General features: G+C 69.7%; 10 protein-coding genes and 1 riboswitch. Of the genes, 7 read left to right on the top strand and 3 right to left on the bottom strand.

The annotated features are described in order from the left end of the window. Window positions 1–213 precede the first annotated feature (213 nt). From AB0M56_RS37305 to AB0M56_RS37290, 4 genes are all read left to right on the top strand, one after another. Window positions 214–2118 carry an acetolactate synthase large subunit gene (locus AB0M56_RS37305; protein ID WP_364185146.1) on the top strand — a complete coding sequence of 635 codons (1905 nt, stop codon included), beginning with the start codon at window positions 214–216 and terminating at the stop codon, window positions 2116–2118. Beyond that, window positions 2115–2621 carry an acetolactate synthase small subunit gene (gene ilvN, locus AB0M56_RS37300; RefSeq protein WP_220237608.1) on the top strand — a complete coding sequence of 169 codons (507 nt, stop codon included), beginning with the start codon at window positions 2115–2117 and terminating at the stop codon, window positions 2619–2621. The genes AB0M56_RS37305 and ilvN overlap by 4 nt, the downstream gene beginning before the upstream one ends. A gap of 51 nt (window positions 2622–2672) precedes the next feature. Continuing rightward, the gene (gene ilvC / locus AB0M56_RS37295) at window positions 2673–3686 is read left to right on the top strand and encodes a ketol-acid reductoisomerase (RefSeq protein WP_220237609.1); all 1014 of its coding nucleotides are present in this window, start codon (window positions 2673–2675) and stop codon (window positions 3684–3686) included. 118 nt (window positions 3687–3804) lie between these two features. Beyond that, window positions 3805–4080: a DUF397 domain-containing protein gene (locus tag AB0M56_RS37290; RefSeq protein ID WP_220237610.1), complete on the top strand. Its 276-nt coding sequence runs from the start codon at window positions 3805–3807 to the stop codon at window positions 4078–4080. On the opposite strand, the gene AB0M56_RS37285 is transcribed toward AB0M56_RS37290, so the two are convergent. From AB0M56_RS37285 to AB0M56_RS37275, 3 genes are all read right to left on the bottom strand, one after another. Next, a complete protein-coding gene (locus tag AB0M56_RS37285; RefSeq protein WP_364185143.1) occupies window positions 4077–4736 on the bottom strand; it encodes a nuclear transport factor 2 family protein in 660 nt (219 codons plus the stop codon). The two genes, AB0M56_RS37290 and AB0M56_RS37285, sit on opposite strands and share 4 nt — an antisense overlap. Next, window positions 4733–4972 (bottom strand): nuclear transport factor 2 family protein, encoded by a 240-nt coding sequence (locus AB0M56_RS37280; RefSeq protein ID WP_364185141.1) that lies wholly within the window; start codon window positions 4970–4972, stop codon window positions 4733–4735. Before AB0M56_RS37280 ends, AB0M56_RS37285 begins: the two co-directional genes overlap by 4 nt. A 79-nt stretch (window positions 4973–5051) precedes the next feature. Beyond that, window positions 5052–6392: an ankyrin repeat domain-containing protein gene (locus AB0M56_RS37275; protein WP_364185139.1), complete on the bottom strand. Its 1341-nt coding sequence runs from the start codon at window positions 6390–6392 to the stop codon at window positions 5052–5054. A gap of 1072 nt (window positions 6393–7464) precedes the next feature. On the opposite strand from AB0M56_RS37275, the gene serA reads away from it, so the two are divergent. From serA to AB0M56_RS37260, 3 genes are all read left to right on the top strand, one after another. Then, window positions 7465–9063 carry a phosphoglycerate dehydrogenase gene (gene serA, locus AB0M56_RS37270; RefSeq protein ID WP_364185137.1) on the top strand — a complete coding sequence of 533 codons (1599 nt, stop codon included), beginning with the start codon at window positions 7465–7467 and terminating at the stop codon, window positions 9061–9063. A gap of 271 nt (window positions 9064–9334) precedes the next feature. Next, window positions 9335–12676 (top strand): S8 family serine peptidase, encoded by a 3342-nt coding sequence (locus AB0M56_RS37265; protein ID WP_364185135.1) that lies wholly within the window; start codon window positions 9335–9337, stop codon window positions 12674–12676. Window positions 12677–12966: 290 nt separating this feature from the next. After that, window positions 12967–14007, top strand: a complete 1041-nt coding sequence (locus AB0M56_RS37260; protein WP_364185133.1) for a 3-isopropylmalate dehydrogenase — start codon at window positions 12967–12969, stop codon at window positions 14005–14007. Next, window positions 13980–14137: riboswitch (cobalamin riboswitch) on the top strand. (Overlaps the previous gene by 28 nt.) The last annotated feature ends 647 nt before the right edge of the window (window positions 14138–14784 follow it).

The raw sequence follows: 14784 nt of genomic DNA, 5'->3' as shown, positions 1-14784 counted from the left end.
CGCCGGTCTAACGTCAGCGCCGTGACAACGCAGACCGGCCTCGTACTTCCTCAGCGCGTCGACGCTTAGGAAGAGTCCGCTGCGTCGACGCGCGACCCTCGTGCGACCTTACGGTCGGCGGGGGTTTTTTGTTGCGTAGAACCGGTTTCCGACCGGCTGTACGGCTCCAGACAACCCGAACGAGTGACACCGAGAACCCACGAGGCAGAACCGATGACCAGTGCCACGTCGCGCAGCGACGCGAAGCCCGGGCCGACCGCGCCCGGTGTCCCCGGAGCACGTCCGAAGCCGGCGCCGCCGGCGGGAACCCCGGTAAGGGTCACGGGCGCGCAGTCGCTCGTCCGCTCGCTCGAGGCCGTCGGCGCCGAAGTCGTCTTCGGCATTCCCGGGGGCACCATCCTCCCGGCGTACGACCCGCTGCTCGACTCCACGAAGGTCCGCCACGTCCTCGTCCGCCACGAGCAGGGCGCCGGGCACGCTGCCACCGGCTACGCCCAGGCGACCGGCAAGGTCGGCGTCTGCATGGCGACCTCGGGCCCGGGCGCCACGAACCTCGTGACCCCGCTGGCCGACGCCAACATGGACTCCGTGCCCGTCGTCGCCATCACGGGGCAGCAGTCGCGCGCGCTGATCGGCACCGACGCGTTCCAGGAAGCCGACATCTGCGGCATCACGATGCCGATCACCAAGCACAACTTCCTCGTCACCGACCCGGCGGAGATCCCGCGGACCATCGCCGAGGCGTTCCACCTGGCGCTCACGGGCCGACCCGGCCCGGTGCTGGTGGACATCCCCAAGGACGTGCTGCAGGAGATGACCTCGTTCTCCTGGCCGCCCGAGATGCGCCTGCCGGGATACCGCCCGACGCTGCGCCCGCACGGCAAGCAGGTGCGCGAAGCCGCGAAGCTCATCGCGAACGCTCGCCGGCCCGTTCTCTACGTCGGCGGCGGCGTGATCAAGGCCGAGGCCTCGCAGCAGCTGCTGGAGCTGGCCGAGCTGACCGGCATCCCGGTCGCCACCACGCTGATGGCGCGCGGCGCGTTCCCCGACTCGCACCCCCAGCACGTCGGCATGCCCGGCATGCACGGCACCGTCGCCGCGGTCGCGTCGATGCAGCGGTCCGACCTGCTGATCGCGCTCGGCGCTCGCTTCGACGACCGCGTCACCGGCGCGACGTCGTCGTTCGCGCCCGACGCGAAGGTGATCCACGCCGACATCGACCCGGCCGAGATCTCCAAGAACCGCAAGGCCGACGTGCCGATCGTCGGTGACTGCAACGAGATCATCGGCGAGCTGATCGCCGCCGTGAAGGCCGAGTTCGAGCACGGGCACAAGCCGGACCTCACCGACTGGTGGACGCAAGTCGACTCCTGGCGCGACACCTACCCGGCCGGCTACGAGTGGCCCGACGACGGTTCGCTGTCGCCGCAGTACGTCATCGAGCGCATCGGTGAGCTCGCCGGTCCCGACGCGGTCTTCACCGCCGGCGTCGGCCAGCACCAAATGTGGGCCGCGCAGTTCGTGAAGTACGAGAAGCCGCGTACGTGGATCAACTCCGGCGGCCTCGGCACCATGGGCTTCGCCGTCCCGGCGGCCATGGGCGCGCAGTTCGGCCTGCCCGACACGCAGGTGTGGGCGATCGACGGCGACGGCTGCTTCCAGATGACCAACCAGGAGCTCGCCACGTGCGCCATCGAGGGCGCACCGATCAAGGTCGCCGTGATCAACAACGGCAACCTCGGCATGATCCGGCAGTGGCAGAACCTTTTCTACTCGGAGCGGTACTCCAACAGCGATCTCGGTACCCACAAGCACCGCATCCCCGACTTCACGCTGCTGGCCGAGGCCCTCGGCTGCGCCGGGCTGCGCTGTGAGACCAAGGAGGACGTCGACGCGACGATCCGCCGCGCCATGGAGATCAACGACCGCCCCGTCGTGATCGATTTCGTCGTGGGGAAGGATGCCCAGGTGTGGCCGATGGTGGCCGCGGGCACCGGCAACGACGAGATCATGGCCGTCCGCGGCATCCGGCCGCTGTTCGACGACGACGAGGTTTCGCAGGAAGCCGCCGAGACCCTCGAAGCCGCCGAAGCTGCCGCGGAAGGAGAAAACCGATGACCGTCCACACGTTGAGCGTGCTGGTCGAGAACAAGCCCGGCGTGCTCGCCCGGGTGTCCGGCCTGTTCTCCCGCCGCGGTTTCAACATCGAGTCCCTCGCCGTGGGCCCTACGGAAAACCCCGAGGTGTCCCGCATGACGATCGTGGTCGCCGTTGAAGAGCTACCGCTCGAACAGGTGACCAAACAGCTCAACAAGCTGGTCAACGTGATCAAGATCGTTGAGCTGGAACAGTCCAGCGCGGTGCAGCGTGAACTGCTGCTCGTGAAGGTCCGGGCCGACGCGACCGTGCGCAGCCAGGTCCTCGAGACCGTCCAGCTCTTCCGTGCCAAGGTGGTGGACGTGTCCCCGGAGGCGCTCACCGTCGAGGCGACCGGGACATCGGACAAGATCGGCGCACTTTTGCGCATGCTCGAGCCGTACGGCATCCGTGAGCTCGTGCAGTCCGGCATGGTCGCGGTGGGTCGCGGGGCCCGCTCGATCACCGCCACCTCGCCCCGCTGATTCTTGAGAAGTCGATTCTTCAGCAGTAACCCGAAAGGAAGCAGTACCCCCATGGCAGTGGAAATCTTCTACGACGACGACGCGGACCTTTCGATCATCCAGGGTCGCAAGGTCGCCGTGATCGGCTACGGCAGCCAGGGCCACGCCCACTCGCTGAGCCTGCGTGACTCCGGTGTCGACGTCCGCATCGGCCTGCCGGAGGGGTCGAAGTCGCGGGCGAAGGCCGAGGAGCAGGGTCTGCGCGTGCTGAACGTCGCCGAGGCGGCGGCCGAGGCCGACCTGATCATGATCCTCGCGCCGGACACGAAGCAGCGCTTCATCTACTCCGAGGACATCGCGCCGAACCTCAAGGACGGCGACGCGATCTTCTTCGGCCACGGCTTCAACATCCGCTATGACCTGATCAAGCCGCCGGGCAACGTCGACGTCGCCATGGTCGCCCCGAAGGGCCCGGGTCACCTCGTGCGCCGCCAGTTCGTGGACGGCAAGGGCGTGCCCTGCCTGATCGCGGTGGAGCAGGACGCGACCGGTGGCGCCCAGGCGCTGGCCCTGTCGTACGCGGCCGCCATCGGCGGTGCGCGCGCGGGCGTCATCAAGACGACGTTCACCGAGGAGACCGAGACCGACCTCTTCGGCGAGCAGGCCGTGCTCTGCGGTGGCGCGTCGGCGCTGGTGCAGACGGGCTTCGAGGTGCTGACCGAGGCCGGTTACGCCCCGGAGATCGCCTACTTCGAGGTGCTGCACGAGCTCAAGCTGATCGTCGACCTCATGTACGAGGGCGGCATCGCCCGTCAGCGTTACTCGATCTCCGACACGGCCGAGTACGGCGACCTCACCCGCGGCCCGCGCGTGATCTCGCCTGCGGTGAAGCAGGAGATGCAGAAGATCCTGGGCGAGATCCAGGACGGCACCTTCGCGCGCGAATGGGTCGCCGAGGACGAGGCCGGGCGCCCGAACTTCATCAAGCTCGAGGAGCAGGGCAACCAGCACCCGATCGAGGAGACCGGCAAGAAGCTGCGTGCCCTCATGTCGTGGGTGGACCGGCCGATCACCGAGACCGCCTGATCGTCTTGTGATGGCTTGATCGTTCGAAAGGCCCCCTCACCCGCTGGTGAGGGGGCCTTTTCGGTGGTTTCGCCGTTCAGTGGCAAGACCTGTCGCGGTGGGTCGATACGCTGGTGCCATGAGTGATCAGCCCGTCGACGACAAGGCGCACATCCGGCACGAGCTGGACCTCACCGACGCCCCTTGGATCAGGGCCGAGCCCGAAGGCGTCACGCTCGAGGACTGCGTGGAGTACGCCTTCGTGCCGCACACCGACGGCGTCACGTATGTCGCGATGCGCCAGTCGTCCAAACCGGACGGCGTGGTGCTCGTGTTCACGCCGTCGGAGTGGGACGCGTTCGTGAAGGGCGTCCGTGACGGCGAGTTCGACTTGCCCGAGGACCTCGAGGCCTAGGCGATTACGCGGTCGACCAGCTCTTGGAGCCGGCCGGCCGCGGCCGCGAGCGCCGGGTGGTCGCCGTAATCGCGCGACGCGACGATCTCCCCGTCGCGCACGCGCAGCGCGAAGATGTTGTTGACGCGGAACGGCGTGATTCCGGCGAGTTGCCCCTCGTAGGCGAATTCGCCGATCAGCACCTCGGGGTCGGTGCTCTGGTAGGTGACGAGGTCGGTGGCCTGCATGCGGACGCCGATCTCGCCGGCCAGCGCGAAGTGCGTGCGCAGGTCTTCGCGGGATTTCAGCACGGGTGAGCCCGGCAGGAAGGGGTGGCGGACGTCGGTCTGCTCGGCGTAGAGGTCGGGCAGCTCCGACCAGCGCTGGTCGGAAACGCCGTAGCAGAGCCGTTGGAACACACCCAGCGGACTCTTGCGGTCGGCGAGCTGTGCCGGCCGCGGCTGGACAGGGCCGGGTTCGTGGGGCGGGACCTGGGCGTGCGCCTCGGCGAGCCCGGCCGCCGCGCCTTGGACGGCCGCCATCCGCAGGTAGTCGTGGTAGTCACGGGTGTGGACGATCAGCCCGCCGCGCACCCGCAGGATCTGGATGTTCTCGGTTTCGGTCTTTTCGCCGCTGAGCGACGATTCCACCGTGTACCGGAACTCGGCGACGATCACCTCGGGTCCGTCGTCTCGTGGACGACGACGTCGCTCGTCGACAGCCGCAGCGTCGCCCCCAGGCCGCCCACAAACCGCTCGTGCACCGCTTTTCGCCCCTCGATTCGGCCGGGGACGGGGATCGCGGTGGGGTGCTCGACGACGGTGTCCTCCGCGTAGAGCTGGGAAAGCTCGTCGAACCGGCCCGCGGTGATGCCCTCGGAAAGCCGCTCGAAGACTTCTCGGGGTGTGGTCATGGTTGTCCTCCCAGTGGATGAAACGGAGTCCGTAGTCCGTCTCGCTCGGTCGACGATACGGACTGCGAACTCCGCTTGTCTACCGGGCTTTCGCCAGCAGGTCGCGCGCGGCGGGGCTGTCGCACGCGTCGGCCCAGCCTTCGGGTGTGGAGTTCCAGAGGCCGTCGCGCGCGTCGAGGTCGGCGCCGGCCCGGACGAGGGCCTCGATGACGTCGAGCCGGTTGTTCTGCGCGGCGAGGTGCAGGGCGGTGATCCCGACGCCGTGCTTCGGGCCGCCGAACGTCCCGACACGGTTGACGTCTGCGCCCAGCTCCAGCAACGTCCGTACGGCGGCGATTTTGCCCTGCGCGGCGGCCCAGGTGAGGGCGGTGCCGCGGTAGACGTCGGCATCGAGGTCCGCGCCGCGCTCGGCGAGGGTGTGCAGGGCGTCGGTGCGATCGTTGCGCGCTGCCCAGCTGAGGGCTTCGTCGCGGATCTCCCGGGGATCGTCGCTGGGGCGCCACAACGGAAAACCACTGTGGGGCCGGTAGAACTCACGGTGCGCACCCGCCGCCGGCGCGAGTGTCCCGTTCGGACGGACGAGCTCGTCCATCAGCTCGGCGTCCCCGATACCCGCTGCGACGCGGAGATTGCGAGGGGACCGGTCGCGCGTCGCCAGTTTTTCGGCCACAGTCCGGTTTCCCCAGAACAACGCGACGACGAGAGGCGTCCCGCCGTCGCCGCGCGCCGACACATCCGGTGGTGCGCCGGCGTCGAGGAGCAGATCGGCGAGCAGGGGCAGATCGCTGTACGCGGCCTGGTGCAGCGGGGTCCAGCCGTGGGCGTTGCCCCGCACGGGATCGGCGCCGCGTTCGAGGAGGACGCGCGTGAGCCGTTCGTCGCAGGTGGCGCCGGCCATGCCGAGGAGGTCGTTGCCGTTGGTGCCGCGCGCGTGGACGAGCTCGGGGAACTCGTCGACCGCCGCCGCCAGCCCGTCGACGTCTCTCGCCTCCAGGAGGCGAAACGCCCGCGCGAACGGCTCGCCACTGTCCGACAACGCCGCGACGTGCTGGCGCAACCCGCGCCACGACCCGAACCCGTGCTCCTTGGCGACGACCGTCCGCGCGCCCTCGCGCGTCAACGGCTGGTCGTGGCGCTCGAACGCCTCGCGCGCTCCGGAGGTCCCGTCCTCGGCGGACGCGAGCAGTCCGAGGGCGCGCTCGCTGTAGTACTCGGTGTCGGCGTGGTAGGCGTGCTGCAGATTCGGCCCGCCCTCGGCGACTCGCCGGACGTACGCCTGCAACTTCGGCCAACTCGGAAACCCGTGCCCGCGCGCGACGCGGAACTGCGCCTCGGACAGCTTGATCGACTCCGCCCGCGCCAGCTCTTTCGCGCGCTTGCGCAGCTGGGCGAGATCGGGTTTTGCGGGCAACGCGGCCATGGGGAGTCCTTCCTTCCCTCGGTTCGCCCGTGGTCCGCCGGCACCGGGCAGGGAAGAAGGCGCACGCACCGCACTTCACTTCGGGGGTGGGCTCAGCCCTTTCCGCGGACGGGACGCAGCCCTCACCGCGCCTCGCCACTGTACCGCCCGCTCGCCCCGGTTTCGCCCCTCAACGGCAACGCCGGCCGTCGTCTTCGGGCCAGGGGCGGGAAGGGATGAAGGTCCCCTTCATGCATGGCTGGGTCACTGTGGGTGCAGAACTGCGGGTGAAGGTCCCCTTCGCGCGCAGTCGGTCCTAGATCGCGCCGCTGGCGGGATGAAGGTCCCCTTCGCGCGTCGGCGACTACCGATGGGTGACGGCGAGCGGGTGAAGAGACCCTTCACCCATTGCTGGGGCAGCGGTGGGCCGTTGAAGCGATGAAGGGTCCGTTCATCCCGCCCTCGACTGCGGTGGGTGTTCGGCTCGGCGTGAAGGTCCCCGTCATCCGGCCGAGAATGCGTGAAGGGGACCTTCACGCACTGGTGCGCCGGATCGCCGTGCGCGCGAAGGGATGAAGGTCCCCTTCATCCACGACTGGGTCACTGTGCGTGCCGAACCGCGGGTGAAGGTCCCCTTGATCCGCAGTCGGCCGGGATCGCGCCGCGGAAGGGATGAACGTCCCCGTCACCCCAGCCCTGCCCGCACCACAGACCCCCGAACGAATGGACGTCCCCATCACCCACCCGAGCACCACGACGTTAAATCCCTTTCACCCCAATCGCCCCAACCTCACCACGCCACCTCATCCCACCAAGTGGAACGCACAAAACGCCCCGCCCGCCGCACCCCGGCCGCCATCACCCCAGCACCGTTTTCCTTGCCGCAAACCCAATCCCCGCCCCCGCGACCCACCCCGACCGCCGACCACCCTGACCGGCCCCGCGACCGAGTTTTCGCCGGATTACGAGCGAGTTAACAACGCGGGCAGCACCGGGACCCCCAACCGGGCTAAACTCCCGCACATCCGGGCACAACGGCGTGCGCCGTAGGAGAGCGTCCTCGATTTCGTGACCAGATAGTGGGAGCCGCATCGTGACCAAGCCCAGCAAACCCGTCGTCCTCATCGCGGAGAAGCTCGCGCCTTCCGTGCTGAGTGTGTTCGGTGACGAGGTAGAGGTCCGGCATGTGGACGGCACGGACCGTCCCGCGCTGCTCGAGGCGGTGAAGAGCGCCGACGCGCTCCTGGTGCGATCCGCCACGAAGGTCGACGCCGAGGTGCTCGGCGCGACCACGCAGCTCAAGGTCGTGGCCCGCGCCGGTGTCGGGCTGGACAACGTCGAGGTGCCCGCCGCCACCGAGCGCGGCGTGCTGGTGGTCAACGCCCCGACGTCGAACATCGTGTCCGCCGCCGAGCACGCCGTGGCGCTGCTGCTGGCCGTCGCCCGTCGCGTGCCGGCCGCCGACCAGAGCCTGCGCGGTGGCGAGTGGAAGCGCAGCTCGTTCTCGGGCGTCGAGCTCAACGGCAAGACCATCGGTGTCGTCGGCCTCGGCAAGATCGGCCAGCTGTTCAGCCAGCGCCTCGCGGCGTTCGGCACGAAGCTGATCGCGTACGACCCCTACGTCTCGGCCGCCCGCGCCGCGCAGCTCGGCATCGAGCTCGTGCCGCTCGACGAGCTGCTGGAGCGGGCCGACGCGATCTCCATCCACCTGCCGAAGACGCCGGAGACCAAGGGCCTTATCGACGCCGAGGCGCTCAAGAAGACCAAGCCGGGCGTGATCATCGTCAACGCCGCGCGCGGTGGCCTGATCGTCGAAGAGGCGCTGGCCGACTCGATCCGCAGCGGCCACGTCGGCGGCGCGGGCATCGACGTGTTCGTCACCGAGCCCACCACCGCCAGCCCGCTGTTCGAGCTGCCCAACGTGGTCGTCACCCCGCACCTGGGCGCGTCCACCTCGGAGGCGCAGGACCGCGCGGGCACCGACGTCGCCCGTTCCGTGCTGCTGGCGCTGCGCGGCGACTTCGTGCCGGACGCGGTGAACGTCTCGGGCGGCGGCGCCGTCGGCGAGCACGTGCGGCCGTACCTGTCGCTCACGCAGAAGCTGGGCACGGTACTCACGGCGCTGAGCCCGAAGGCGCCGACGTCGGTGACCGTCGAGGTCAAGGGCGAGCTGTCCAGCGAGGACACGTCGGTGCTGCAGCTCGCGGCGCTGCGCGGGGTGTTCGCCGCCGTCGTCGACGACCAGGTCACCTTCGTCAACGCGCCGCGGCTCGCCGAGGAGCTGGGCGTGCAGGTGGATCTCGTCACCGAGACCGAAAGCCCGAAGTTCCGCAGCCTCGTCACCGTGCGTGCGGTGCACGCGGACGGCGCCGTGCTCACGGTCTCCGGTTCGGTGACCGGCAAGGACGAGGTCGAGAAGATCGTCGAGGTCAACGGCCGCCATTTCGACCTGCGCGCCGAGGGCAACGTGCTGCTGCTGGACTACCCGGACCGCCCGGGCGTGATGGGCCGCGTCGGCACGCTGCTCGGCGAGGCCGGCATCAACATCGAAGCCGCGCAGATCAGCCAGACCACCGACGGCTCCGACGCCGTGATGCTGCTGCGCGTCGACCGCCACGTGGACAGCAACGTCCTCGAGCCGATCGGCGCCACCGTGGGTGCGCACACGATCCGCGCGGTGGACTTCAACTAGCTCCGCCCGTTTTTCCGAAAGCCCCTTTCCCCGTCCGAGTGGCGGGGGAAGGGGCTTTCTGCGTGGAGTCCACCCAGACGGGCAACATTCGCATAACGGAGCATTTTCGCCACGAAAGTAGGTGTATCGGGCAGCTAGGTTCTGTGCCGCGAGGCAGAACCACGCGCCGTGAGAGCACGGTGCGGCGCCGGTGCTCACCTGTCGGGGGTGGTGATCGGGGAGCACCAGGCAGGTTCGCGATCCAGGCCTCGAGTAAAGGGGTTGGGTACTCATGAGCAGATCCCGGTTGCCCGGGTGGGCTGCGCGTTCGACGGCGGCCGTGTCCGCGGTGGTCCTGGCCGCAGCCGTCTCCGCCGCGTCGGGCGCGTCGGCGCAGGGTGCGCCGCTCGCCGACCCGGTCGCGCCGGCCAAGGTCGCCGCCGCGGGGTTGCAGGGCAAGATCTCGCCGCGGCTCGACGCCGCGCGGGGCAAGATCACCGCGTTCGTGGAGCTGGCGAAGAAGCCGGCTGTCGACGCGTTCAATGCAGAGCAGGGCAAGGGCGCCGGCAAGGAGAAGGCCAAGCAGGCCGCGCGCGCCGCGAAGGCGGACGTCGCCGCCGCGGTGAACTCCGTCGTCGGTCAGCTCAAGAAGGCCGACGCGGGCACGCAACTCGTCACGCAGACGTCGAACGCCGTCGCGGGCGCCGTGGTGACCGCCGACGCGGCGAAGATCCGTGAGCTCGCGAAGCGTCCCGACGTCGTTTCGGTGCGCACGGTCGTGCCGAAGACCAAGAACAACGCCAGCGCCGAGCAGCTCACGAACACGCTGGCCAGCTGGCAGCAGACCGGCAAGTTCGGTGACGGCATCCGCGTCGGCGTGATCGACGACGGCATCGACTACACCCACGCCGACTTCGGCGGCCCCGGCACGCCGGCGGCCTACCAGGCGGTGGACCGGACCAAGCCGTCACCGCTGTTCCCGAGCGCCAAGGTCGTGGGTGGCACGGACCTCGTCGGCGACGACTACGACGCCGAGGGCAAGACCGGCTCGCCCACGCCGAAGCCGGACCCCAACCCCATCGCGTGCGGCGAGCACGGCACGCACGTGGCCGGCACCATCGCGGGATTCGGTGTGAACGCCGACGGCACCACGTTCACCGGCAACTACAAGAAGCTGAACAAGAAGCAGCTCGACGCCATGCGCATCGGCCCGGGCACCGCGCCCAAGGCGTTGCTCTACGCGCTCAAGGTGTTCGGCTGCACCGGTTCGACGAACGTCACGTCGCAGGCGCTCGACTGGGCGCTCGACCCCGACGGCGACGGTGACTTCACCGACCACCTCGACATCGTCAACCTGTCGCTGGGCAGCGACTTCGGCGCGCCGGACGACCCCGACTCGCTGTTCGTGCGCAAGCTCGCCCAGAACGGCGTCCTGCCGGTCCTCGCGGCGGGCAACGGCGGCGACCTCAACGACGTCGCGGGCTCGCCGGGCAACACGCCCGAGGCGCTCACCGTCGCCAGCAGCCGCGACGCCGGCGAGCTGAAGGACGCCCTCGAGGTCACCGCTCCGATCAAGGGCCAGCAGCCGGGCCAGTACAGCCAGGACTACACCGGCTACGACACGCTCGACCTCACCGCGCCCGTCGTGCCGATCTCGGCCGCCAACAACGCGGGCTGCAACGCCTTCTCCGCGGAGGACAAGGCCAAGGTCGCGGGCAAGATCGCGTGGCTGGAGTGGGACGACAACGACGCCACACGCGCCTGTGGTTCCGCGGCGCGCGCCAACAACGCGCAGGCCGCGGGGGCCAAGGGCGTGCTGCTGTCGTCCACTTTGGAACACCCCGCCGCCGGCATCGCGGGCAACGCGGGCGTGCCGATGTTCCAGCTCACCGGCAACGCCACCACGGCCGTGCGTCCGGGCCTGACCGCCGGCACGCTGACGGTGCGCTTCTTCGGCGCCGGCCGGGCGAGCCTGCAGACCACGGACAAGACCATCGTGGACACCCCGAGCTCGTTCACCTCGCGTGGTGGCCGTGGGCCGTCGGTGAAGCCGGACGTCACGGCGCCCGGTGACACGATCACGTCGGCGTTCCGAGGCAGCGGCAACGGCCGGCTCTCCATCTCGGGCACGTCGATGGCCACCCCGCACACCGCGGGCATCACCGCGCTGGTCCGCCAGACGCACCCCGACTGGAACGTCGAGGAGGTCAAGGCCGACGTCGTGGGCTCGGCCGTGCACGACATCACCGACGGCGCGGGCCACACCTACGCGCCGCAGCGCGTGGGCACCGGCCGCATCGACGCCAAGGCCGCGCTGGACAACCAGGTCCTGGCCTACGTGCAGGACGACCCGGGTGCCGTTAGCCTCACCTTCGGCACCGTCGAGGCGGCGGGACCGGTCACGCTCTCGAAGACGATCAAGGTCGTCAACAAGGGCACCACGCCGGTCGAGTACTCGGTGGCGTACGAGGCCGTGAACTCGCTGCCCGGCGTGCAGTACACAGTGGACAAGAGCTCGGTGAAGCTCAACCCGCGCGGGATCGCGACGGTGAAGGTGACGCTGAAGATCACCGACCCGAAGGCGCTGCGCAAGGTCATGGACCCGACCATGGAGCCCGCGCAGGCCGGGCTCGCCCGCCAGTTCGTCGCCGACGCCTCGGGCCGCGTCGCGTTCAGCCCGAAGAACGGCGCCACGGTGCCGCTGCGGGTGGCCGTGTACTCGGCGCCGAAACCGGTCTCGGCCATCACGACGCCGGCCGGCGTGCGCTTCGGCGGGAGCCAGAACCAGGCCGTGCTGAACCTCGGCGGCAAGGGCATCGACCAGGGCACCGGCGCGCAGCGCTACCGCTCGCTGGTCAGCGTGCTGGAGCTGCAGGCCGAATCGGCGCAGCTGCCGGAGTGTGATGCGGGCGTCTCGTCCGACTGCACGCTCAACGGCACCGCGAAGGGCGGCGACCTGCGCTACATCGGCGCGGCGTCGACGGCCCCGCTCGCCAAGGCACAGGGCGAACCGGAGAACGCCATGCTCGCGTTCGGCCTCACCACCTGGGGCGACTTCGCGAACCTGGGCAGCAACACGATCCCGTTCGTCGACTTCGACACGACCGGCGACGGCCAGCCGGACTTCGAGACCTTCGTGACGAAGGCGACGGGCACCGACGTGCTCCTGGCCGCCACGGTGTCGTTGACGCAGGCGGGCAACCCGACGGTGGACGTGCAGGCCGTCAACGGTCAGCTCGGCGACGTGGACACCAACGTGTTCGACACCAACGTGATCGTGCTGCCGGTCAGCATCGCCGCGCTGGGCATCGACCCGAACGAGGCGTCGCACCGGATCAGCTACACCGTCGGCACGGCGGGGTACTACGTCGCGCCGGGCAGCACCGACGGGCTGATCGACTTCGTCGGCACGCCGCTCTCGTTCGACGCGCTGGCGCCGGCGTTCTCGGTGCAGGGTGGCGGTGACGCGGCCCTCGGCTACGTCGCCAAGCCCGGCACTCAGCTGGTGGTCAACCGCAACGCGGCTGCCGTCGCCGGTGACAAGCCGAAGGGCCTGCTGGCGATCGAGCACCACAACGCGGCCGGCTCGCGCGCGGGTGTCGTGCGGATCGAGTCGGCGGTGACGCGGCCGTGAGATAAGGCCCGTCACCCGGCCAGACAGGGTGACGGGGTCCTCCGATCGGGGAAGGCCTGTCTCGCTGGTCACGTTCCCCGAATAGCGGCGATAGGGGCTTTCCGGGTCGTTGTGACCCGGGAGGCCCCTTTGCCTTTCACCCGTTCAGGTGTCTCACCCTGCGGGAGGATGCGGCATAAGGGTGGTGCGGCTACGGCGTCTTGTCTACGGCCGGTAACCTTCCGCTGCTGGCGTTTTCTTGCGGATGGGCCATCGGTGCGTTCGGTGGCCTGGTCTACGGAGGTGTGTGGATGCGGCTCGCGGTGATCCCAGGTGACGGGATCGGGCCCGAGGTGGTCTCCGAGGCGCTCAAGGTGCTCGGTGAAGTAGCACCGACGGCGGAGATCACGAACTACGACCTCGGTGCCGCGAGGTGGCACTCGACCGGGGAGTTGCTCCCCGAGTCGGTGCTCGGCGAGCTGCGTCAGCACGACGCGATCCTGCTCGGCGCGGTCGGCGACCCGACGGTGCCCAGCGGCATCCTCGAGCGCGGGCTGCTGCTGCGCCTGCGCTTCGAGCTCGACCACCACGTGAACCTGCGCCCGGCGCGCCTGTACCCGGGCGTGCGCGGCCCGCTGGCCGATGCCGGCGAGGTCGACATGGTCGTGGTGCGTGAAGGCACCGAAGGCCCGTACACCAATAACGGTGGCCTGCTGCGCAAGGACACCGAGCACGAGGTCGCCACGGAGGTCAGCGTCAACACGGCGTTCGGCGTCCGCCGCGTCGTCGCCGACGCGTTCAACCGCGCCGAAGAGCGGCCGCGCAAGCACCTCACGCTCGTGCACAAGACCAACGTGCTCGAGTACGCCGGGTCGCTGTGGTCGCGGATCGTCGAGGAGGTCTCGCTGGAGCACCCCAACGTCACGGTCGCGTACTCCCACGTCGACGCCGCCACGATCCACCTGGTCACGGACCCGTCGCGCTTCGACGTGATCGTCACCGACAACCTCTTCGGCGACATCATCACCGACCTGGCGGCCGCCGTCACCGGTGGCATCGGCCTCGCGGCCAGCGGCAACCTCGACATCACGCGCCGCAACCCGAGCATGTTCGAGCCGGTCCACGGCAGCGCCCCCGACATCGCCGGCCAGGGTCTCGCCGACCCGACGGCCGCCGTGCTCTCGGTGTCGCTGCTGCTCGACCACCTGGGCCACAAGGAGGCCGCGCGCCGCATCGAGGCGTCCGTGGCCTTCGACCTGGCGACGCGCGACCAGGCGTCGCCCGGCACCACCCAGGCGATCGGCGACCGGCTGGCCGCGCTCGTCTCGTCGAACGTGCGCAACGTCAGCTGACGTTCTTGTAGGAACCCCCGCCGCGGAAGCCGGTCGAAATCCGGCGCTGACCCGCAACGGTAGGCCCGCGGTCTGTGTTCTTCGCAGACCGCGGGCGAGCCCGACACCGGCGGTGGTTTTCGCACCACCCTCGTCCCTCCCGTCGCGGTCTACGGGAGACGACACCCCCTCGTCTCTTTCGCGTGGCTGCCGTCTTCGTTGTGTGGACCCTTGAGTAGATCGGGTCCTGCCGGTGCCACCTCCGAAGTTCTCGTCGTCCGACGGCCCGGACTCCTCACCGTCTTTTTGTGCGGCTTCCGACGGGTCGCCTCCGGTGTCGCCGGCCAACGGCGAATCCTCGCGCAGCGACTCCGGCCTTGCCGACTCGGCCGCGGCCGGCCCGTCACCGGCGTTGCCGTTCAGTGGCGAACCGAAACCGGGCGACGGATCCGCTGACGTTTCGCCGGCGGCCGGATCCGATTCGCGTGGGTCTGATCCGCTGACCGGAGGCCCGGACTCGTCGCTCGCGCCGTTGTCGAAAAGCGGCGATCCCAAGCGTGGCGACACGTCGGCTGACGCCTGCGCGCCGGCCGGATCCGATTCGCGCGGGTCTGATCCTCTGACCGGAGGCCGGACTCGTCGCTCGCGCCGTTGTCGAAAAGCGGCGATCCCAAGCGTGGCGACACATCCGCTGACGCCTCCGCGCCGGCCGGATCCGATTCGCGCGGGTCTGATCCCCTGACCGGAGGCCGGACTCGTCGCTCGCGCCGTTGTCGAAAAGCGGCGATCCCAAGCGTG

The sequence above is a fragment of the Amycolatopsis sp. NPDC051372 genome (assembly GCF_040682095.1).
Classification (GTDB): domain Bacteria; phylum Actinomycetota; class Actinomycetes; order Mycobacteriales; family Pseudonocardiaceae; genus Amycolatopsis.
Note: the sequence above shows the minus strand (reverse complement) of the source record. Positions and strands in the feature narration are given on the sequence as shown.